This is a genomic window from Cyclonatronum proteinivorum, assembly GCF_003353065.1.
Lineage (GTDB): Bacteria > Bacteroidota > Rhodothermia > Balneolales > Cyclonatronaceae > Cyclonatronum > Cyclonatronum proteinivorum.
The window spans coordinates 1,264,635-1,285,271 of sequence record NZ_CP027806.1 but is presented as its reverse complement, the minus strand read 5'-3'; the positions used below and the strand labels follow the sequence as shown (position 1 = coordinate 1,285,271).

Here is a 20,637-nt window from a genome sequence, read left to right as displayed (position 1 = left end):
GCGAAGTAACACGTAAGTCAGTGTCCGGGCTTGTCCGCCTAATTACCCATCTCATCAAATAAAGCTGCGAAGATTACTTAGAGCAAGTTCAGCTTTTTGAATAAAACATCGCGATAAGAACCACCCACAGGTATCGCTTTTTTTCGGATAACAATCGTATTGTCTTCTACAACTTCAATTTTATCCAGTCGCACAGTGTAAGTTCGGTGAACCCTAATAAACTGATTGGCTGGAAGCCTGTCGTTCAATGCTTTCATAGTAATATGGACAATGAAACGATCAGCTTCTGTATAAATCATCATGTAATCAGCCGAAGCCTCAATATAAAGAATGTCTGAGAAGCGGATTTTGACCAGCTGATTATCTTTCTTCACAAACAGGTTGTTCATTCCTTCCTGAACCGTCTGTCTGCTTTCGAATATATCGCGCGCCTTGCTTACAGCCTTCAAAAAGCGCGGGAAATCAAGAGGCTTGACCAGGTAATCAACTGCTTCATGCTCGAAAGCCTTCACCGCGTATTCTTCTTTGGAAGTGACAAAAATTACAAGGGGCTTACTTTTTAGGGTATTCAGAAACTCAATACCACTTATTTCGGGCATTTCCACATCCAGAAAAATGAGATCCACTGACTTATCAGATAAAACGTCAATAGCCTCCAGGGCACTGGCACAACTTGCAACAAGCTTTAGCTGTGGCACACGGCTTATGAGTTTTTTGAGGATATCCCGTGATACCTGCTCGTCATCCAATATCAAGCAATTCATACAATTATATTCCTAACCATTAAAGGTGTTTTATGCTCACCATGACCAATTATGTGGCACGCCTGGCCCGTGCCCAGTTCACCGACTGCTGACCTCTTAAATACCGAATCAGACCAAGATACACACTCACATTCATCATTGAAAAGTAAAATGGTACAAACAATATTTTAAGTTTAATCTTTTTCTTTTCAAGTAAGTAGCCAAGAATACTTGCCGCATAAAAGGCAATCTGCAGAGCGAGAAGGGCCACATAAAACCCTTGCCCATCAAGCGCAAGTAAAACATTGGTAATAAGAATAACAAGCAACATCAGGGGTGCTAAGGTCCAGCGAAGCACGCGGTGTGAAATGTACTGAAACCATAGCTTCATGCGGCCGAACGGGTTAAGTAATTCCCGCAATCGCACAATGGACTGAATACCACCCGCAGAAATGCGAACCTTCCGTGTCATTTCAGCCTCAGTGTCTGCCGATGGACGCTCACTTGCATACGCATCAGGCGCATACGCTACACGGTATCCTTTACCGGCAACCCGCAGCGAAATGATAAAGTCATCGAGAAGGGTGTCGGGCTCAACATTTTCAAAAAGATCACGGCGTACAGAAAACAGCTCCCCGGCAGCGCCTACGACGGTATGAAATGCGTAATCCCGGTCTTTGAGATAGCTTTCATATTTCCAGTAAATGCCCTCGCCTGCACCACTTGCGGCCTCAGCCTCTTCCATAATAATGCGCTTCTCGCCGGCTACGCCCCCAATATTAGGATCCGCATAGTGCTTAACTATGTTGCGCACGACCTCTGTATTCAGGATGGTATTTGCATCCGAAAAAATCAGAATCGGATTTTTCGCAAAGGTGACCCCGCGCTCCATTGCTGCAATCTTGCCGGATCTGCCGGGTTTGTGATAGGTCTCGAACTCAGGAAATTCTTTCTGCAGAATATCCGGCGTATCATCGTCAGAGCCGTCGGTCATGAAAATGACCTGAATTTTATCTTTGGGATAATCGATCTCGCGCGTGTTCTGCGCTTTCTGACGAATCCAGTCGGCCTCATTCCAGGCCGAAATAATCAGGGTTACAGACGGCTCGAAGCCTTCTGATTCATCTGTTCGCTTGTACCCTTTTTTGCCGAGCGTCAGAAGTGTGATCAGCACCGGGTATCCCAAATAGGTGTAAACAACTATAAAAATGCCAGTCCAAAACAGAATTTCAACCATATAATCGGGTGCTTTGAAGGATACGAAGTATTATTTATACCTTGCAGGAGATTCTAAATCCATTAAATATAGTCTGCACAATCAAGATAGGAGTCTTACAAATAAAGAGTTAACAACAATTGAATCAAAATAAAAATACAAAATTAAATCAATAATTTAGGTGCAATTACGTACTCAGGCCTACTTTTTAGCACCTCATTATCACAGCTGTTATATTTCCTAAATTGCAAGGCAACGAACGTTTTAAAAGGCGCGGCTGGTTTCACAAGATTCACTTTTTTCTTCCCAAATTCCCCAAAAATATGAGTAAAAAGGTATTGGTTATAGGTACGGGTTTCGGCGCACTTGGCGCAGCAGCGAGACTTCTCGCACGCGGCTTCGACGTTGAAATGTTTGAGAAGCGCGATAAACCCGGTGGCCGTGCTTATGTGTATGAAGTTAATGGATTTAAATTCGATGGCGGTCCAACTGTAATTACCGCCCCCTTTATGTTCGACGACATCTTCGCCGCCGCAGGGCGCAAGCGCGAAGACTATATTGATTTCGTCCCCTGTCAGCCCTTCTATCGCATTTTCGACCATCAGGGCCAATTTTTCGACTACAACAGCGATGAAGAATTCACCCTCAAAGAAATCGAAAAGCGCAACCCGGCGGATAAGCAGGGCTACCTCGACTTCCTTGCTACCACCAAAGCCATCTTCGATAAAGGCTTCACCGAGCTGGCCGATGTCCCCTTTCTGAAATTTACCGACATGCTCAAGGTTGCGCCTGATCTCATCAAGCTGCAGTCCTACAAAAGCGTCTACAAATATGTGTCGCAATTTATTCAGGATGACTTCCTCCGCCGCTGTTTCTCTTTCCACCCGTTACTCGTAGGCGGCAACCCCTTCGATACAACTTCGATCTACGCCATGATTCACTACCTCGAGCGGGAGTGGGGTGTGCATTACGCAATGGGCGGCACCGGCGCCATCGTGAAGGCGCTCACCAACCTGATCGAAGACCTCGGCGGCAAAATCCACCTCAATGCCGAAGTGGACGAAATCGTCATCGAAAACCGCATCACTAAGGGGCTTCGCCTCAAAGACGGCAGTTTCCACCCTGCCGACGCCGTCGTTTCCAACGCGGATGTGCCTTTCACCTACCGTCACCTCATCAAAGAAGAAAACCGGCGCAAGTACACCAACCGCAAACTCGACCGCATGCACTACAGCATGTCGCTGTTTGTGATTTACTTCGGCACCAAGAAACGCTACCTCGACACCAAGCTGAAGCATCACAACATTATTTTGGGCGAGCGCTACAAAGGCCTGCTGAAAGACATCTTCCACGAGAAAACCCTCTCCGAAGATTTCTCCCTCTACCTGCACATGCCGACCATCACCGACCCGACCATCGCGCCCGACGGCTGCGAGTCGTTCTACGTGCTGTCTCCGGTACCGCACCTCGATTCCGGCACCGACTGGACCAAAGCCGCCAAGCCCTACCGCGACGCCATCATGCAGTTCCTCGAAGACAACTACCTGCCCGATCTGCAGGAAAACATCGTCGCCGAGCACTACATCGATCCGATTCACTTCGAGCGCGACCTCAACAGCTTCCGCGGTTCCGCCTTCTCCGTTGAGCCCTTGCTCACGCAATCGGCCTGGTTCCGTCCGCACAACCGCAGCGAAGAGTCGCCCAACCTCTACTTCGTAGGCGCAGGAACTCACCCCGGCGCAGGACTCCCGGGCGTGCTCTCCTCATCCAAAATCGCCGAAAAACTTCTCACCGGCGAAATCGCCTGATGTTTTCGGGTGCAGGATAACTCCGAATCCATCACCCGCTTCAAAGCAAAAAAGCCCGCTCTCTGATAAAAAGAAGCGGGCTTTTTTAATTTCGGTGCCGGATGAAGATGAACCTCACCCAAAAACCCTATTTCAGCGAAGCCTGAAGCTTATCCCAGTCAGACAGGAACTTATCCAGGCCGCTGTCGGTGAGCGGGTGCTTGAGCAAACCTTCGAGTACGCTCAGCGGCATGGTTGCCACATCCGCACCGAGACGGGCACACTCTACAACATGCATCGGATGGCGAATGCTCGCAGCAAGCACCTCCGTCTGAAAGCTGTAATTGGTATAGATGGTCACGATATCCTCAATCAGGGCAAGACCATCATGCGAAATGTCATCGAGACGGCCCAAAAAAGGCGAGATGTAGGTCGCACCCGCCTTGGCGGCAATCAGTGCCTGCGTAGGCGAAAAGCAAAGCGTACAATTCGTGCGGATACCTTCCTCAGTGAAGGTCTTGATGGCCTTAATACCGTCTTTGATCAGCGGAATTTTCACCACCACATTATCCGCAATCGCGGCAATCCGGCGGCCTTCCTCCAGCATCTCCGCATAAGTGGTTGAAACAACTTCAGCGGAGACATCCCCGGCAACCATTTCACAAATTTTGGCGACGTGCCCCTCAAAATCACGGACGCCCACCTTTGCACAAAGCGACGGATTGGTGGTAACGCCGTCAAGCACGCCCATGGCTTCGGCTTCTTTGATTTCGTTGAGATCTGCGCTGTCGATAAAGAATTTCATGGATCAGAAACTTCAGTAATATTCAGGTTTTCCGGACTCGATACAGCCGGTTTTGATGGATACAAGGTACGCATTTTTTGGGGGAAACTCCGTGGGCATCACTGTTTTTCGTGACAGCTCAGCGCTCCCAAATCATAATTTGAGTCCCTTGCTTTTGGGGGGGCATGCACAGCAGCCTGAGCCCTTTCATGCGCCGGATTTTATATTACCCCCCGCGACGAATACGCCCGGGTTCCGGGAAAAACCAGCTTCCTGCATTGCGTTATGAAAAAATCAATTCCCTCCCGTCTGCAACGAATCAGGCGCGCATGCGGTTAACCTCCGTGTTCTTATCATTATATATCCCAAAGATATAGCCTCAATTCCGGTGATGTAGCGCAGCAGCCGCAACTCCGGAAAAACGCCTTCATCTTCACACAAAATTTACAAGCAGCCTCAGAATTGGCTGTTTGTGCGCGAAGGTGTTAAATGATATGAACTGCCTGATTTATCCCGAACGGGCTTTAAACCGTTTCGTCAAAACGGCTTATACTCTGCCACCTTTTTTTTGATTTAGTCCTTTAATCATCACATAACAACCCTATCGTGATTCGCCTTTCTCTTATCGCACTCTTCGCTCTTGTTTTGGCCGCTTGTTCCGGCAACTCTTCAGACAGCCAGCGCCCCGGCGGCTTTGACCCAAGTATGTTTCAGCGCGGCACCAGCGTACAGGTAACAGATATTTCCCGCAGCAGCATTTCGGAAATTGTGCGCGGTTTTGGCACCATACAGGCACAGGATCAGGTGCGCGTTTCCCCGCAGATTTCCGAACGCGTAAGCAGCATCCATGCTGACCTCGGCGACACGGTTCAGGTAGGTACCAAACTCGCGCAGTTGCGGGATGTTACCATTCTCGATCAGGTCCGTCGTGATGAGCGGCAGCTTGAACAGGCGCGCAGTGCCGTAAGCCGCGACAGCCTCGAATTTACCCGCGCCCAAACGCTGTTCGACCGAAACCTCATCAGTAGTTCAGAAATGGAAGCCTCACGGGTGTCCTATCTGAATGCGCAGGCACAGTACGAGTCAGCCCGGGCCGCCCTCACCCAAAGCCGTGAAAACCTGGCGTTCACAGAAGTCCGCTCCCCGGTAAACGGCGTAGTTACACGGCGCAGCATAAGCCCCGGCGACCTCGCGTCCGTTGGGACGGTCATCTATGAAATTTCCAATCTTGCGGGCTACGAAATCCGTCTCTTCCTTCCCCTTCAGGATCGCCGCCGCGTCCGCCTTAATCAGACTGTTGATATCCGCCTCAGTGGCGAAGCCCATCATTCCGCCCGGGGCGTTGTGTCCCGTATCAGCCCGGGACTCGATCCCGTAACGGGTTTGGCTGAAATCGTGATCAGCCTCACCGAAATGCGCGACCTCATCCTTCCCGGCAGCCTTGCGGAAGCTTCCATCGTCGTACAGACAAACCCTGAAAGCCTGGTCATTCCGCGCAACGCCCTTGTGGAAAATGTGCAGACCATTCTCGATCCTGAAACCAACACCATTCGCATTAACCGCGGCTTCAACGCATTTGTCACGCAGGGCGACTCCATTGCGGTACTGCGCGAGCTGGAGCTCGGCCTGCAACAGGGCGACCGGGTTGAAGTTGTTTCCGGCCTTAATGAAGGCGACCGGCTGATTGTTACGGGTCAGGCAGGTCTTGAAGACAATTCCCGCATTCGGGTTGCCGGTACGCGTGCACCGCAGCCGCCCCGCGAAATCCCGATTACGACCGCCAGCGATACAACAGCCTCTGACGAGTAAGCGGCTACATCCCCCTAACCGATCAGCAACCGTTTACCCGCACGTCAGCACATTTTTCTTATGAAGCAACTTCCCAAAATAGCCGTTGCCCGCCCCGTCACCTTCGTCATGCTTGCGCTTGTAGTGATTGGGTTCGGGATGTTCGGCCTCTCCCGCCTCAACCTGAACCTGTACCCCGATGTTTCCTTCCCGACCATCACCATCTACACAACCTATGATGGCGTTGCCCCGGAAGACATCGAAACCCTCATCAGCCGACCGCTCGAAGAGCTTGTTGGCGGTATCAGCGGCCTGCGCAGGGTCCGGTCGCTGTCAAGTCAGGGCTCCTCAGTCATCAAGCTTTACTTTAACTGGGGAACCGATCTTTTTGTAGCCCAGAATGATGTACGAAAACAGGTAGATTTTGCCCGGCGCATAATACCCGACGACGCCGATCAGCCCATCATCTTTGCCTACGACCCGAATCAGGAACCGGTGATGGTGTTCACCCTGAGCTCCAACACCCGCAGCCCGGTTGAACTCCGAACCTTTTCCACCCAACAGCTCGAACAGCGTTTTGAACGCATTCCGGGCGTAGCTTCAGCCGAAACGAGCGGGGGACTTGAACGACAGGTTAACATCTGGATGAACACCGATCAGATTCTGGCCTACAACCTCGACATCGGCTCGGTAGCACAGCGGCTGCGGCAGGAAAACGTGCAGATCCCTGCAGGAGAGCTGATTGAAGGCCGGTTGGTGTACTCGCTTCGAACAACCGGTGAGTTCCAGAATATTGAAGAAATCCGCGAAGCCATCGTAGGTATTCGCGACGGAGAGCCGGTCAGGCTTCAGGATATTGCCGAAGTGGAAGACGGGGTGCGGCAGCCCATCGGAAATGTGCGCGTGCAGGCGGAAGACGGCGTTATCGTAAACCTGTACCGTCAGAGCGATGTCAACATCGTATCGACCGCGCAAAATGTACGAAACGAGCTCGATAACATCCGCAGAACCCTTCCTGCAGGCGTAACGCTTGATGTGCTCACCGACCGCTCCGAATTCATAGAACTTTCCATCCGCAACATTTACATCACGGCGCTGATCGCTATTGGGTTGGTGGTCACCATTTTGTTGCTGTTCCTGCGCAGCTTCCGCACCGCGCTCATTGTTGCCATCTCCATCCCGGTATCCATCATTGCGACCTTCAGTATTATGGATTTCGGCAACGTGACCCTGAACGTTATTTCGCTCTCCGGACTCACGCTCGCAGTTGGTCTTGTGGTGGACAATGCGGTGGTGGTGCTGGAAAATATTTTCCGCTTCCGCGAAGACAACTACAAAGGCGACGAAGCCTCCGTAAAAGGCGCGCAGGAAGTGGCCGGGCCCATCATCGTTTCCACGCTCACAACCATCGTCGTTTTCTTGCCGGTACTTTTTGTGCCCGGTATCGCAGGCTTCCTCTTCCGCGACCTCGCCCTCACCATCTCTTTTGCGCTGGGCGTTTCCACGGTGGTAGCCCTTACCCTGATTCCCCTGATGACCTCCCGCCTCTTCAGAGGGAAGAAGCCCAAAACGTCAGAAGTTGCAAACGCTTCCGGCAGTCCGGAGGAAGAAGACAACGGCTTCAAAGAAAAGCGAAACCCGCTGTTTGAACGTCTCAGCGCGGCTTACGCCAACACCCTCGAAAAACTATTAGGGAAAAGCGGCTTGGTGGTCGGCATTGCCATTCTGTTTTTGCTCCTCACAACACCGCTCATTTTCAACCTGGGCGGCGAGTTCTTTCCGCCGGTGGATGAAAACGCCTTCGTCATTGAGCTCACCCGCGAACCCGGCGTAAATTTGTTTGAACTGGAAGAGTCCTTTGTGAAAGCCGAACGCATTATTATGGATACGGTGCCCGAAGCCCGGCTGATTGTTTCGGATTACGGCGACAAGCGGGGTGTTGAAGGGGCCGAATTTCCGGGCGGATTCCGGGGCGTTATTCGGGTGGAGCTGGTTTCATCGCGGGAGCGCAGCCGCGGTCAGCTGGAAATTGTAGGGCAGTTGCTCGAGGATTTGCGGGACGTACCCGGCGCAAGCACGCGCGAACTGCGTCAGAATCCGCTGAACCCCGAAGGAGATGACGGACTGATTGTCAACATTTATGGTTTCGATCTCGAAACCAAGCGGGACCTTTCGGATGGCGTAACCGCCGCCATGCTCGAAGTTGAAGGCATTGTGGCCGCAACCTCATCCGCCGATGAAGGGCGGCCCGAGCTGCGTGTGGTGATGGACCGGGAGCGGATCAGCCGCAACGGGCTAACGACCGCACAAGTTGCCAACGCCATCAGCGACGCCATCCGCGGCAACACCGCAACTACTTTCATCGATCAGGGCCTTCAGTTCGACATCAACGTGCAGCTGGCTTCCACAGAAACCGTCAACTCCTCGGACCTCGAGCGCATTCAAATCCGCACCGACGCCGGTACCTGGATGCCCCTGGCCAACCTCGCACGCGTTGAACGCTACACCGGCCCGTCCAACATCCTCCGGATCAATCAGGAGCGCGTTACCGAAATTCAGGCAGACCTCTCCGGTGTTGACCTGCAGACGGCAACCAACCTGGTCACACAGCGCCTCAATCAGATACAATGGCCCGATGGCTACCGCTTCGAGATTGGCGGTACAGCCGAAGAACAGCGTCAGTCCTTCCTCTTTCTCCTCATTGCCTTTATCGTAGCGGCAACGCTTGCCTACATGGTGATGGCTTCACAGTTCGAAAGTCTCTTAGAGCCGTTCATCATCATTTTCACCATCCCGCTGGCGCTTTCCGGCGTTTTTGCTTCCCTGGCCATTTCCGGAACGCCGGTAAGCGTAACCGCACTCATCGGGCTCATTTTGCTTTCGGGAATCGTGGTCAACAATGGCATTGTGATGATTGACTACATCAAAATCCTGCAGGCGCGCGGGTTAAGCCGGGAAAAGGCGATTATTACCGGTGCAAGCCGTCGTCTGCGTCCCATCATCATGACCGCGGCCACTACCATTTTGTGTATGATTCCGCTGGCTTTCGAGCTGGGTGAAGGCGCCGAGACCTGGAGTCCGATGGCACGTACCGTAATTGGCGGGCTGACGGCCTCCACGCTGCTTATGCTTTTCTTCGTGCCCTGCCTGTACTATCTGTTCAACCGCATGGTCGAGCGGCTGGGCTTCAGTACCAACACCAAATCTGACCCGCTCGCTGAATAACCCCATCTCTGCAACACCGCATTTACTACTGCTATGGAAACAAAAGGTATCATTTACAAACTGCTCCGGCGCCCGATAACCGTGTTCATGGTGACCCTGCTCACCATCGGCTTCGGATTATTTGCCCTGGCAAACCTCAAAATCACCCTCCTGCCCAATATTGATATTCCGGTCGTTGCCATCTCGGCCAACTACCGCGATGTGGCTCCGGAAGATATCAAGCGGATTCTCGCTGTTCCGATCGAAAATGCGGTCGCTTCGATTGACGGAGTCGAATCTATAGAAACGACCGTGCGCAGGGGCGGGATGTTTCTGGTCATGCGGCTTAAAGGCGGCACCAATGCGCAGCGGGTTGAAATGGACGCACGAGAAGCCATTGACCGTATCCGGTCGGTGATACCGCGGGAAGCGGGGCAGCCGCTGATTTTCCAGTTCGATCCGGAGCGCAGGCCCATCATGAGCCTGAGCGTTTCGGCAGCTAACCGCGGCCTCGATGAGCTGCGACTGCTGAGTGAAACCATGATTGAGCCCATGTTCGAACGGATTCAGGGGGTTGCCTCCGCAGAAACACAGGGCGGCCTGCAGCGTGCAATCTATGTGAACCTGAGTCCCGAGCGCATGGCGCAGCACCGCGTCGTAACCGCTGATGTTGAGCGGGCACTTTCAGGCAATAACGTTCAGATCCCGATCGGGAACCTGATCAGCGACCGGCAAAGCTACAGCATTCGCGCCGAAGCTATTTTCCGCAATATTGAAGAAGTAAACGATACTATCATCCGCTTTAGCGAAAACGGCGAGCCCATACGTCTTTCAGATGTAGGCGAAGCCTTAGACACTTTCGTGGATATCACAGCCCTTGTTGAAGTAAACGGCCTCAATAGTGTTACCATCGATATCCAGAAACAGTCCGACGCAAACACCCTTGATGTAGCCCTTGATGTCATTAATGAGATTGAAGCTGTTGAAGCCATTCTTCCGCCCGGCGTAAGCCTGCAGGTGCTCAATAACGAAGGTGAATTCATTGAAAACTCCATCCGCAACCTTACGCAGTCAGCGATGGTTGCCCTTGCGCTCGTAGCGCTCATTCTTTTCATTTTCATGGGAAGCTACCGCGCTGCTACCATTGTGGCTTTCAGCATTCCCATTTCCATGACCGCTACCTTTGCGGCCATGTATTTCAGCGGGGTTACGCTCAACATTATCTCCATCACCGGTCTCGCATTGGCTGTGGGTCTGCTGGTAGATAATTCCATTGTGGTCCTGGATAACATCATCGCTAAAATTGAAAAAGGCGAAGCTATTTTTGAAGCGGTCCTCAATGGTACCAATGAAATGAAGGAAGCCCTGCTGGGCAGTACGCTTACTACGCTGGCGGTTTTCATCCCCATATTTTTCATCAGTGGGTTTACAGGACAGATCGCCAAAGACCTTGCGTTGACAATCTCGTTTGCGATTTCCCTTTCTTTTATCGCTTCCATCATACTGCTGCCCGTATTTGCGTCAAAATTCCTGCGGCAGGACAGCGTCAATACCAACAGCTTCATGTTCCGGTTCACGGAGTCTCTTCAGGTCCGCTATGAACGGATTCTGCGCTGGCAGCTGCTCCACAAGCGCTGGACGGTTCTGCTCATTTTCGGTATTCTTTTTGGCATTGGCTGGCTTTTCACACAGGTTGAAGGCGAATTTTTCCCTGACAACGATACCGGTGATCTGATTGTGGATGTTTCCCTGGTAAGCGGTGCACAGCTTACCCAAACCGCCGAAATCCTGCGCGATATTACGAACCGGCTGCTTGATGATGAACGTGTTCAGACGACGGTTACGACTATCGGACGCAGCGGCTGGCGGCGTGAAAGCAACGTAGGGCGCGTAACGGTTTCCCTTGTTCCTTCAAGAGAGCGGACACAGACGACCGATGAAGTTGCCATGGAGCTCAGGCGCTCCCTGACATACGATGATACAACCATCCGGGTTTTCGGTCAGCAAGGCTTTGGTCCGGGCGGGGGCGGCGGTGGTTTCGGTCAAGGCAGGGGAAACATCACCGTAAGTTTGATCGGGCCGGATGTCAGCATTCTGCAGGGCCTCACGGACCGGATCGAAACGGTTATGCTGCAGGACAGCACCGTCATTGCGGTTGATAACCCAAGGGTTGGGTCACTGCCGGAAGTAGTTTATCAGCTCGATCGTGTTGCCCTCGGTCGCCTTGGCAGTTCCTTCAATGAAGCGGCAAACAGCTTTAAAACACAGACACGCGGCACACAGGTCGGTCAGTTCCGTGTCGACGGCCGTGAATTTCCGATAGAAGTCCGCCTCGAAGATCAATACCGCAGGGGCTTCGAAAACCTGAACCGTTTGCAGGTGGCCCGCGTCGGGGAACAGGGCATTCCGGTACAGGCCGTAGGCTTTTTTGAAGAATTCGAAGGCTTTAATACCATCCGGAGAACAGACCGGGAAACCCGTCTTGACGTAAGCATAAGGGTTGACGGAAGCGCAGCCGCACAGCGCGACAGAATTATGGAGCTCTTTCAGGATGAAATTGTTTTACCTGATGGCTACCGCTATGAGTTTACAGGAGCGGTTCAGGATCAGCAAGACAGTCAGCGTGAGCTCTTTCTTGCCTTACTTGCTGCCATCATCCTAACATTCATGGTGATGGCGGCAAAGTTTGAAAGTATTCGTGATCCCTTTGTGATCCTCTTCACCATCCCTCTCGCCTTCTTTGGCGCTTACCTCATGCTCTTTGCAACCGGCACCCCTTTCAGCATACCGGCTGGCATTGGCATGCTCATACTCGTAGGGATCGTGGTCAATAACGGCATTGTGCTGGTAGACTACATCAATCAGAATACCCGCACCAATATGGAGCCGGAAGAATACCTTGCACATTTTTTAGCCGCCGCAGGCAGAAGGCTTCGCCCGGTAATGCTCACCATGCTCACAACCATCTTTTCTATGATTCCTCTTGCCCTTGCGATTGGAGACGGGTCGGAGACCTGGAGTCCGCTTGCAAGAGCTGTTATCGGCGGACTGTTTTTTGCTTCAATATTCACTTTATTCGTCGTTCCGGTCATTTATGCAGGAATATCGCGCACAAAATACCGTTTACTGAAGGCCGTAAAAATAAAAGAGAAGTCCCTTGCCTGATTGTAGCTTCCGGTGCTGTCATCCGGTATCTTCAACAGAACTGAAAATTCACAGTTAAAAGATATTGCAGGGGCGCTCCCGCATGACAATGTCTGTTTTTTTGCTTATATATACACCAAGTCAAAACAGCTCACTAAACCCAATTCAACAAATATCATGGCAAATTTCTCAAGAGGTTTTGGTCTCGGACTTTTAACAGGTGCAGTACTTGGATCCATCACGGCTGTATTGGTCGCACCCGATAAGGGCAGCAATACCAGAAGCCGGCTTAGCTATCAGATACAAACGTACATCGATGAACTCCGCAGCCTCATAGATGAACTAAGAGACGAAAACTTCTCCGTCAACTCAGCGAAAGCGCAAAGCGACGAGGTTGTGGAGGATGCAAAGAAGAAAGCGGAAGACCTGCTTCGTGAGGCCGAAGACCTGCTTTCAAACATTAATCGGGATAGTGCCTGAGTCCGGGATATATATAATAAATCTTTCCCCCGCTCTCCACACCTGCAGTAAAAAATTACAGGCGTACAATATTAATTGTACGCCTTTTTTTATTCCGCAACGCTATAATTTGTTTTGTGAAGCTGCTTCTGAAGCCTTACAAACTCGTTCTTTAACCGGTCAATCTTTTTCGGGATAAATTCGGTTTGCCTGCGCTCAATAGCTGCTGAAAGCTTCCTGGCAGCGCTGTACATGCGCTCTGCGTCAATGTTTGCTGATGCTCCTTTAATGCTATGCACAAGGTCAAACAGCTTCTGATAGCTGCGCTCCGACCAAAGCTTATCCAATTCCTCCATCTGAAATGCTGTTTCTTCCGTGAAGCGCATAAGGATCCGGCTACAGAGATCGGTATCATGGCCAAAACGCTGCTTATACCGGGGGTAGTTGATGATTTGCAAAGCCCGAAAGCTATTTTCCTGCAAGACCACATCCCGAGGGTCTTCTCCAAAAATTGCAGCCCGCAAATCCGTGATGCTGTAAGGCTTTGAAATATATCCGTTCATACCAGCCTGCTGACATTTTTGCTGATAACCTGCTACTACATGTGCGGTAACTGCGATGATTGGAATGGCCCGCTTTTTGGGATCTTCAAGCTTCCGGATGGTACGGGTTGCCTCAAAACCATCCATTTCCGGCATTTGGCAATCCATCAAAACAAGGTCGTAATTTTGCAGCTTCACAGCCTCAACCGCTTCCCGACCGTTGTTGACGATATCGAACGGTGTATCAATATCATGCATAATAACGGAAATAAGCTCCTGATTTACCGGATTGTCTTCAGCAATTAAAACATTTACAGCATGCTTTTTCCTGGTGCTTTCTTTTTTTTCGGGCTTTGTGAAAGAACTGTCTCCGGCTGATACGGTTAAGGGGATATGGGTTTGTTTTTCGTCAAAAAAGGTCTGGATCAGATCTCCGATTTTTACAGGCCTTGTCAAAATCATGTGGATATCATGTTCTTCGATCCATGATTTATCGGGTTCATCCTGTTCATTGGCAACCAGCACAACTTTGCGATCGAGATGACGCAAGTCATTTTTCAGCTCGTCTGTAAACGAGATCGCCTTATATCCCACGGAACTGTAATCAATCATCACGGTTCCGGGGGCGTTTTCGGCAGTAAGTTCATCCAGAAGGGATTTTGCCTGCGTGATTTCCGTTACCGTGTAGCTGCTTAGCTGCAACAATTCAAGATCACGCTGTAAAAGGCGGACCGTCTCTGACGGAAAGGCAACAAGTAGTACATCGAATTTTTTCTTGCTTTCCTCGGGGAGCATACCATGCACTTTTTCCGCCACTTTCCGGGATACTTCTTTAAAGAAGACATAAAACGACGCTGTTGTCCGGATTCCCGGAACGCTTTCAATACGTATCTCCCCACCCAGCTGATCCACAATTGTTTTTGAAATGTGCAACCCCAACCCTGTACCACCATAAGACCGGCTCGTACTGGGATCAATTTGAGAAAAGGGCTTAAATAGTTTACCGAAGTCTTCCTTTTTGATGCCAATCCCGGTATCGGTTACCCGGCACAGTACTTTATATTCTGCTGCATTTTTGGATACAGCTGTTGCCGTGCATTCGATACGAACACCACCTTTTGACGTAAATTTGATGGCGTTACTGACCAGATTTGTCAATACCTGCTTAAACCTGAGTTTGGCGCCTTTAAGAACCAGACCCGGTTTCTCTTCATGAATTTCAACATCATAGGCCAGATTTTTTTTATCAGCTTCTATTTTCAGCAATTCTGAAACTTCACTGATCACATCATCAAGCCGGAAAACAGAGCGGTCCAGGGATAGTTTTTCCCCCCTCAACTTATTCAGGTCAAGCAAATCATTTATGATGTAGCGTAATGACTCACCGCTTGAACTAATAACATTAGCATATTTTTGCTGTCTTTCATCCAGTTTGGTAGCCTGAAGGAGCCCGGCCATACCCAGCATACCGTTGAGTGGTGTCCGGATTTCGTGACTCATATTTGCCAAAAACTGTGTTTTGGCCTCATTTGCAGATTCAGCCTGATTCCATGCTTCTATAAGCTTATTTTCGTAACTGCGTCTTGTCTCAACATTTGAAATGAGTTCAGCCAGAATTTTGAGCAAACGAACTTCCATGTCAGAGAAAACACGAACCCTCTCCTGCGTAAAGAAACACACAAAACCGGAAACTCTTTTTTCCTGATGTAAAGGTGTGGTGATTACAGACCTGACACCAAGTTTACTGAGTTCCGTTTTTAAAGGATTAGAAGCACTGTTTTCCAGAATATCATCCTCATAAATAGTCTCTTTTTCAAACTGCACGCTTATTTTTTCCAAAGACTGAAAAACTTCTTTCATCTTTTGAAGTCGAATACCTGCATTTTTATGCTCGGTCCAGTAGTAGCGTTTGAAGCTGCCTCCCTTAGGATCATTGAAAAGCACAAAAGCGTATTCCATCTCCGTATAAATTCCCACGATGGAAAGCACATCATCTATCGCGTTGTCGAACTCTTTAACAGGAAGGTTAATGAGCCGGATGGCTAAATCCGCCAGGATAGACTGGAACCTGTTGCGATCCTCAATTTCGAGCTCCAGCATTTTTCTCTTCGTAATATCGCGTCCCAATGAGATGAAGTACTGCAGCTCCCCATTATCATCAAAAACAGCTCTGTCATACCACTGCTGCCACTTTTCTGCACCGTCTTTTAAAACTACTTTGTGCTCATAGGTTCTTTCAGGTGATTTCTCAGTAAGTGCTCTCAGGTGAGAAAGAACCTTATCATGTTCCTGGGGGGGGATTAAATCGAGAAACTTCCGGCCTATCAGCTCATCGGCTGTCGTATTCATAGCTTTTGCATAGGCCTCATTTACAACAATGAGCTTTGTTTCTGCATCAAACTTACAGGCCATTTCCTTGCGGTACTCAAATAACTCGTTATATAACCCCTGAAGCTCATTTTCTAACATTATTGGCTCTCCCTCCTGGTTCGGTTCAATACTAACGCTATGCTATTGATCTAAAACTATTTATTTATCAGGATTCAGAAAGCTGATTGCCATTGAAACCCGTTGTTTGAAAATAAAAAAAAGCCCCGACACTAACGAGAGTATCGGGGCTTATAACTAAGCTACAGCTAACAGGGAGCTGTTAGTTTTCGGAGCGAAGAATATCAGCGATTGACTTGCTTCTCTCTTCAGCCTCACTTGATTCCGTATGCGTTTGCATAGGACCCACAATAAGGTTTTGATAGGTACGCATACCTGTACCAGCTGGTACGCGGTGTCCGACCACAACATTTTCTTTAAGGCCAAGCAGATAATCTGATTTTCCTTCAACTGCTGCAGACGTTAGCACTTTCGTCGTTTCCTGGAAAGATGCCGCTGAGAGCCAGCTGTCAGTTGAAAGCGCCGCGCGGGTAATACCGAGCAGTATCGGACGCGAAATCGCTGATTCAGCCTCGCGAACTTCCATCTCTGGTTTATCCTCTTTGATAAGCTGTGAGTTAATCTCACGCACTTCGCGGCGGGTGAGCAGCGTACCCAACGTCAGATCAGAACCGCCGGCATCCGTAACCACGAACTTACCGATCAGGCTGTCGTTGGTGCGTGCAACTTCGAAGCGGTCCACTTTGTCGCCCTCGAGATACATGGTATCACCGGGTTCGGTAATCTCCACTTTCTGCATCATCGTGCGTACAATGATCTCGATGTGCTTATCATTGATTTTAACACCCTGCAGGCGGTAAACTTCCTGAATCTCGTTTACAATGTACGACTGTACAGCAAACGGCCCGAGAATATTCAGAATATCCTGTGGCAGAATTGCGCCTTCTGACATCGGCTGTCCGGCTGTCACGAAATCGTTTTCCTGAACAAGAATGTGCTTGGAGAGCGGAATCAGATACGTGCGCTGATCCACACCGTCTTTACTTGTTACGATGATTTCCTGCGAACCCCGTTTCCGGTTTCCAAACTTAACGATACCGTCAATCTCAGATACGGTAGCGGGATCGCTTGGCGGACGGGCTTCAAACAGCTCGGTAACCCGTGGCAGACCTGCCGTGATATCCTTCGACTTAGCCGCCTTACGCGGAATTTTCGCGATAACCTGCCCCGCTGCAACACTGTCACCGTCATCGACAACAATGTGGGTACGTACCGGCAGCGGAATTTCTTTATCACGGGTTCCGTCGTTGATGATAAGGGTCGGTACCAGCGTACGGTCTTTACTGTCGATGATTACCTTTTCCTTAAATCCGGTTTGGGCATCACTTTCATCCGTCGCCGTTACATCATCGATAATATCTTTGAACGTAACGGTTCCGTTCATTTCGGAATAAATACGGGCATTGTACGGGTCCCACTTACAAAGCGGTTGTCCTTTCATGACCATATCGCCATCTTCGACAAGCATTTCAGAACCGTAGGGAACCGTATGCGTGTTGAGCACTTTTCCGGTTTCATCAACGATTTTGATTTCGCTACCACGGCTCAGTACAACGCTGACTTCTTCTTCGCCGTCGTTGTAATCAACCACGCGAAGGTTATCAAACTCAACTTTACCGTTAAATTTAGCTTTGTGCTGCGATTCCGCTTCAAGACGCGCGGCAGTACCACCAACGTGGAACGTACGCAGCGTAAGCTGTGTACCCGGTTCCCCGATTGACTGCGCAGCAATTACACCAACGGCTTCACCGGTCTGAACAAGCTTGCCACGTGTAAGGTCACGGCCATAGCACATCGAGCAAACACCACGGGATGACTCACAGGTAAGCACCGAACGGATTTCAACTTCTTCGATGGAAGTTTGCGCAATCTGACGCGCAATGTGCTCGGTGATGAGCTGATTAGAGCGTACGAGAAGCTCATCCGTCAAAGGATCGTAGATATCATGCATTGAAGTCCGGCCAACGATACGGTCTTCAAGGCTTTCAACAATGTCCTCGTTATCCTTAAGGGCGGAAATCCGGATGCCGCGAAGGGTACCACAATCGTGCTCGGTTACGACAACATCCTGCGATACATCCACAAGACGGCGGGTAAGATATCCGGCGTCAGCTGTTTTAAGCGCCGTATCTGCAAGACCCTTACGGGCACCGTGTGTGGAAATAAAGTATTCGAGAACCGTGAGACCTTCCTTAAAGGAAGAAAGAATAGGCGTTTCAATAACTTCGCTTCCAGATGACTCGAGTGAACTCTTTTGCGGCTTCGCCATCAGACCACGCATACCACCAAGCTGCCTGATTTGTTCTTTCGAACCACGTGCGCCGGAGTCAGCCATCATGAATACAGAGTTGAAACCCTGCTTATCATTTGCCAGCGCATTGAACAGCGTTTCCGATACGCGGTTCGTTGTGCTTGTCCACTTATCGATAACCTGATTGTAACGCTCATTGTCGGTAATGAAACCGTTATCATAGCGATCCTGAATCATACGCACTTCATGCTGTGCCTTTTCGATAAGTTCAGCCTTGGTTTCAGGGATTACAATATCTTCGAGACTGAAGGAAAGACCACCACGGGTTGCATTTTCGAACCCGAGATACTTCATGTCGTCCAGGAATTGTGCGGTTCTTGCCGTACCTACAGCGTTGAACACCTCACCGATAAGAATGCGGAGCTCTTTTTTGCCGAACGTCAGGTTTTTGAAACCAATCTCATTCGGGATGATTTCATTAAAGAGTACCCGGCCAGCGGTTGTCGCAATTACTTCATTTTCTTCAACACCGTCTATACCGGCACGTAATCTGACCTTGATGCGGTTATGAAGATTCAGCTTATCCTGATCAAAAGCCACGACGACTTCATCAGGTGAAGCAAATGTTTTCTCATCGGTTTCTGAGCTTGGGCCTACTTTTGTCATGTAGTACAGACCCAAAATCATATCCTGAGATGGTACGGTGATAGGTCCGCCACTTGCAGGGTTCAGAATGTTGTGCGCACCCAGCATGAGTACAGACGCTTCAAGAATAGCGTCATTGCTCAGCGGAAGGTGAACAGCCATCTGATCGCCGTCGAAGTCAGCGTTGAACGCGGTACAGGCAAGGGGATGGAGCTGAATGGCTTTGTGCTCAATCAGTATCGGCTGAAATGCCTGAATACCAAGACGGTGCAGGGTCGGTGCACGGTTGAGCAATACGGGGTGTCCTTTAATCACATTTTCAAGAACATCCCAGATAACCTCGTCCCGACGGTCAACCATTTTTTTGGCGCTCTTCACCGTTTTAACGTATCCGCGCTCAATCAGGCGTCGGATTACAAACGGCTTATAAAGCTCAATGGCCATTTCTTTCGGCAGACCGCACTGATGCATTTTCAGTTCCGGACCCACCACAATCACCGAACGACCGGAATAGTCAACACGCTTGCCCAGAAGGTTCTGACGGAAACGACCGCCTTTACCTTTGAGCATATCGCTGAGCGACTTCAGGGGCCGGTTGTTATTACGGACCGCATTCGTCTTGCGTGAATTATCAAAGAGAGAGTCAACAGCTTCCTGAAGCATGCGTTTTTCATTGCGCAGAATTACATCCGGCGCTTTGATGTCAATGAGACGCTTCAGACGATTGTTACGAATGATGACCCTGCGGTACAGGTCGTTCAGGTCGGATGTTGCAAAGCGACCCCCTTCAAGCGGAACAAGCGGACGAAGTTCGGGCGGGATAACGGGGATAACCCGCATCACCATCCACTCCGGACGGTTGGAAATAGATTTATTCGCCGCTCTGAAAGCCTCAAGCACCTGAAGGCGCTTCAGCGTTTTCTTTTTCCGGAGCATTGACGTTTCATTTTTCGCCTGCTCGCGGTATTTGTAAATATCCTTTTCCAGATCGATGTTGGCCAGCATAGCTTCAACAGCTTCTGCCCCCATCTTGGCACTGAACTTATCTGAATCGTCATCATCAAGTTCGCTGTGCTCTTCGGGAAGCTGACGCATGATATCGAAGTACTCTTCTTCGGTAATCATGTCGCCATACTTGTAACCAAGATCACGCGCCATGCCCGGATTGATTACTACGAAATTTTCGTAATAAACAATTTTATCCAGGTTTTTGGATGAAAGGCCCAACAGATAAGCTACTTTGTTAGGCAGTGACTTGAAGTACCAGATATGAACTACGGGTACACACAAACTCAGGTGCCCCATACGCTCACGGCGCACTGCTTTACGGGTTACTTCAACCCCGCAGCGGTCGCATATAATACCCTTGTACCGAATGCGCTTGTATTTACCGCAGTGGCACTCCCAGTCTTTGACCGGGCCAAAAATTTTCTCACAGAACAAGCCATTCATTTCCGGCTTGAACGTACGATAATTAATGGTTTCAGGTGTAAGTACTTCTCCTCTGGATCGGGACAGAATAGTTTCTGCCGACGCCAGGGAAATTTTAATTGACTTGAAATCTTTGGAAACGGTGTCGCTTACAGTATGTGACAAAGTTCCACCTCCGTTATGAATTAATCGTTA

10 protein-coding genes are annotated in these 20,637 nt (G+C 49.9%); 5 read left to right on the top strand and 5 right to left on the bottom strand.

Annotation, left to right across the window (positions count from 1 at the left end; all coding sequences use genetic code 11):
- Nucleotides 1–77: 77 nt before the first annotated feature.
- Nucleotides 78–764, bottom strand: a complete 687-nt coding sequence (locus tag CYPRO_RS05100; protein WP_114983583.1) for a LytR/AlgR family response regulator transcription factor — start codon at nucleotides 762–764, stop codon at nucleotides 78–80.
- A gap of 49 nt (nucleotides 765–813) precedes the next feature.
- On the bottom strand, nucleotides 814–1,980 hold the full coding sequence (locus CYPRO_RS05095) for a glycosyltransferase family 2 protein (RefSeq protein ID WP_114983582.1): 1,167 nt from the start codon (nucleotides 1,978–1,980) through the stop codon (nucleotides 814–816).
- Nucleotides 1,981–2,282: 302 nt separating this feature from the next.
- Here CYPRO_RS05095 and CYPRO_RS05090 point away from each other — a divergent pair, with 302 nt between their 5' ends.
- On the top strand, nucleotides 2,283–3,767 hold the full coding sequence (locus CYPRO_RS05090) for a phytoene desaturase (RefSeq protein WP_114985707.1): 1,485 nt from the start codon (nucleotides 2,283–2,285) through the stop codon (nucleotides 3,765–3,767).
- A gap of 127 nt (nucleotides 3,768–3,894) precedes the next feature.
- On the opposite strand, the gene fsa is transcribed toward CYPRO_RS05090, so the two are convergent.
- The gene (gene fsa, locus CYPRO_RS05085) at nucleotides 3,895–4,551 is read right to left on the bottom strand and encodes a fructose-6-phosphate aldolase (RefSeq protein ID WP_114983581.1); all 657 of its coding nucleotides are present in this window, start codon (nucleotides 4,549–4,551) and stop codon (nucleotides 3,895–3,897) included.
- 585 nt (nucleotides 4,552–5,136) lie between these two features.
- Here fsa and CYPRO_RS05080 point away from each other — a divergent pair.
- The 4 genes from CYPRO_RS05080 (at nucleotide 5,137) to CYPRO_RS05065 (ending at nucleotide 13,146) form a co-directional block, all read left to right on the top strand.
- Nucleotides 5,137–6,339, top strand: coding sequence for an efflux RND transporter periplasmic adaptor subunit (locus CYPRO_RS05080; protein ID WP_124245530.1), 1,203 nt, complete (start codon nucleotides 5,137–5,139; stop codon nucleotides 6,337–6,339).
- A gap of 60 nt (nucleotides 6,340–6,399) precedes the next feature.
- The gene (locus CYPRO_RS05075; protein WP_114983579.1) at nucleotides 6,400–9,543 is read left to right on the top strand and encodes an efflux RND transporter permease subunit; all 3,144 of its coding nucleotides are present in this window, start codon (nucleotides 6,400–6,402) and stop codon (nucleotides 9,541–9,543) included.
- A gap of 33 nt (nucleotides 9,544–9,576) precedes the next feature.
- Entirely contained in the window at nucleotides 9,577–12,687 is a 3,111-nt protein-coding gene (locus tag CYPRO_RS05070) for an efflux RND transporter permease subunit (protein WP_114983578.1), read from the top strand.
- Between the two features lie 156 nt (nucleotides 12,688–12,843).
- Entirely contained in the window at nucleotides 12,844–13,146 is a 303-nt protein-coding gene (locus CYPRO_RS05065; RefSeq protein WP_114985706.1) for a YtxH domain-containing protein, read from the top strand.
- Between the two features lie 89 nt (nucleotides 13,147–13,235).
- Here CYPRO_RS05065 and CYPRO_RS05060 read toward each other — a convergent pair whose 3' ends face one another.
- Nucleotides 13,236–16,136 carry a response regulator gene (locus CYPRO_RS05060; protein ID WP_114983577.1) on the bottom strand — a complete coding sequence of 967 codons (2,901 nt, stop codon included), beginning with the start codon at nucleotides 16,134–16,136 and terminating at the stop codon, nucleotides 13,236–13,238.
- A gap of 181 nt (nucleotides 16,137–16,317) precedes the next feature.
- A complete protein-coding gene (rpoC, locus tag CYPRO_RS05055; RefSeq protein ID WP_114983576.1) occupies nucleotides 16,318–20,607 on the bottom strand; it encodes a DNA-directed RNA polymerase subunit beta' in 4,290 nt (1,429 codons plus the stop codon).
- Nucleotides 20,608–20,637: the final 30 nt, after the last annotated feature.

Coding starts and splice junctions, on each gene's coding strand:
- CYPRO_RS05060 (WP_114983577.1), bottom strand. CDS start 16,136: ATGTTAGAAAATGAGCTTCAGGGGTTATATAACGAGTTATTTGAGTAC.
- CYPRO_RS05090 (WP_114985707.1), top strand. CDS start 2,283: ATGAGTAAAAAGGTATTGGTTATAGGTACGGGTTTCGGCGCACTTGGC.
- CYPRO_RS05075 (WP_114983579.1), top strand. CDS start 6,400: ATGAAGCAACTTCCCAAAATAGCCGTTGCCCGCCCCGTCACCTTCGTC.
- CYPRO_RS05065 (WP_114985706.1), top strand. CDS start 12,844: ATGGCAAATTTCTCAAGAGGTTTTGGTCTCGGACTTTTAACAGGTGCA.
- CYPRO_RS05100 (WP_114983583.1), bottom strand. CDS start 764: ATGAATTGCTTGATATTGGATGACGAGCAGGTATCACGGGATATCCTC.
- CYPRO_RS05095 (WP_114983582.1), bottom strand. CDS start 1,980: ATGGTTGAAATTCTGTTTTGGACTGGCATTTTTATAGTTGTTTACACC.
- CYPRO_RS05070 (WP_114983578.1), top strand. CDS start 9,577: ATGGAAACAAAAGGTATCATTTACAAACTGCTCCGGCGCCCGATAACC.
- fsa (WP_114983581.1), bottom strand. CDS start 4,551: ATGAAATTCTTTATCGACAGCGCAGATCTCAACGAAATCAAAGAAGCC.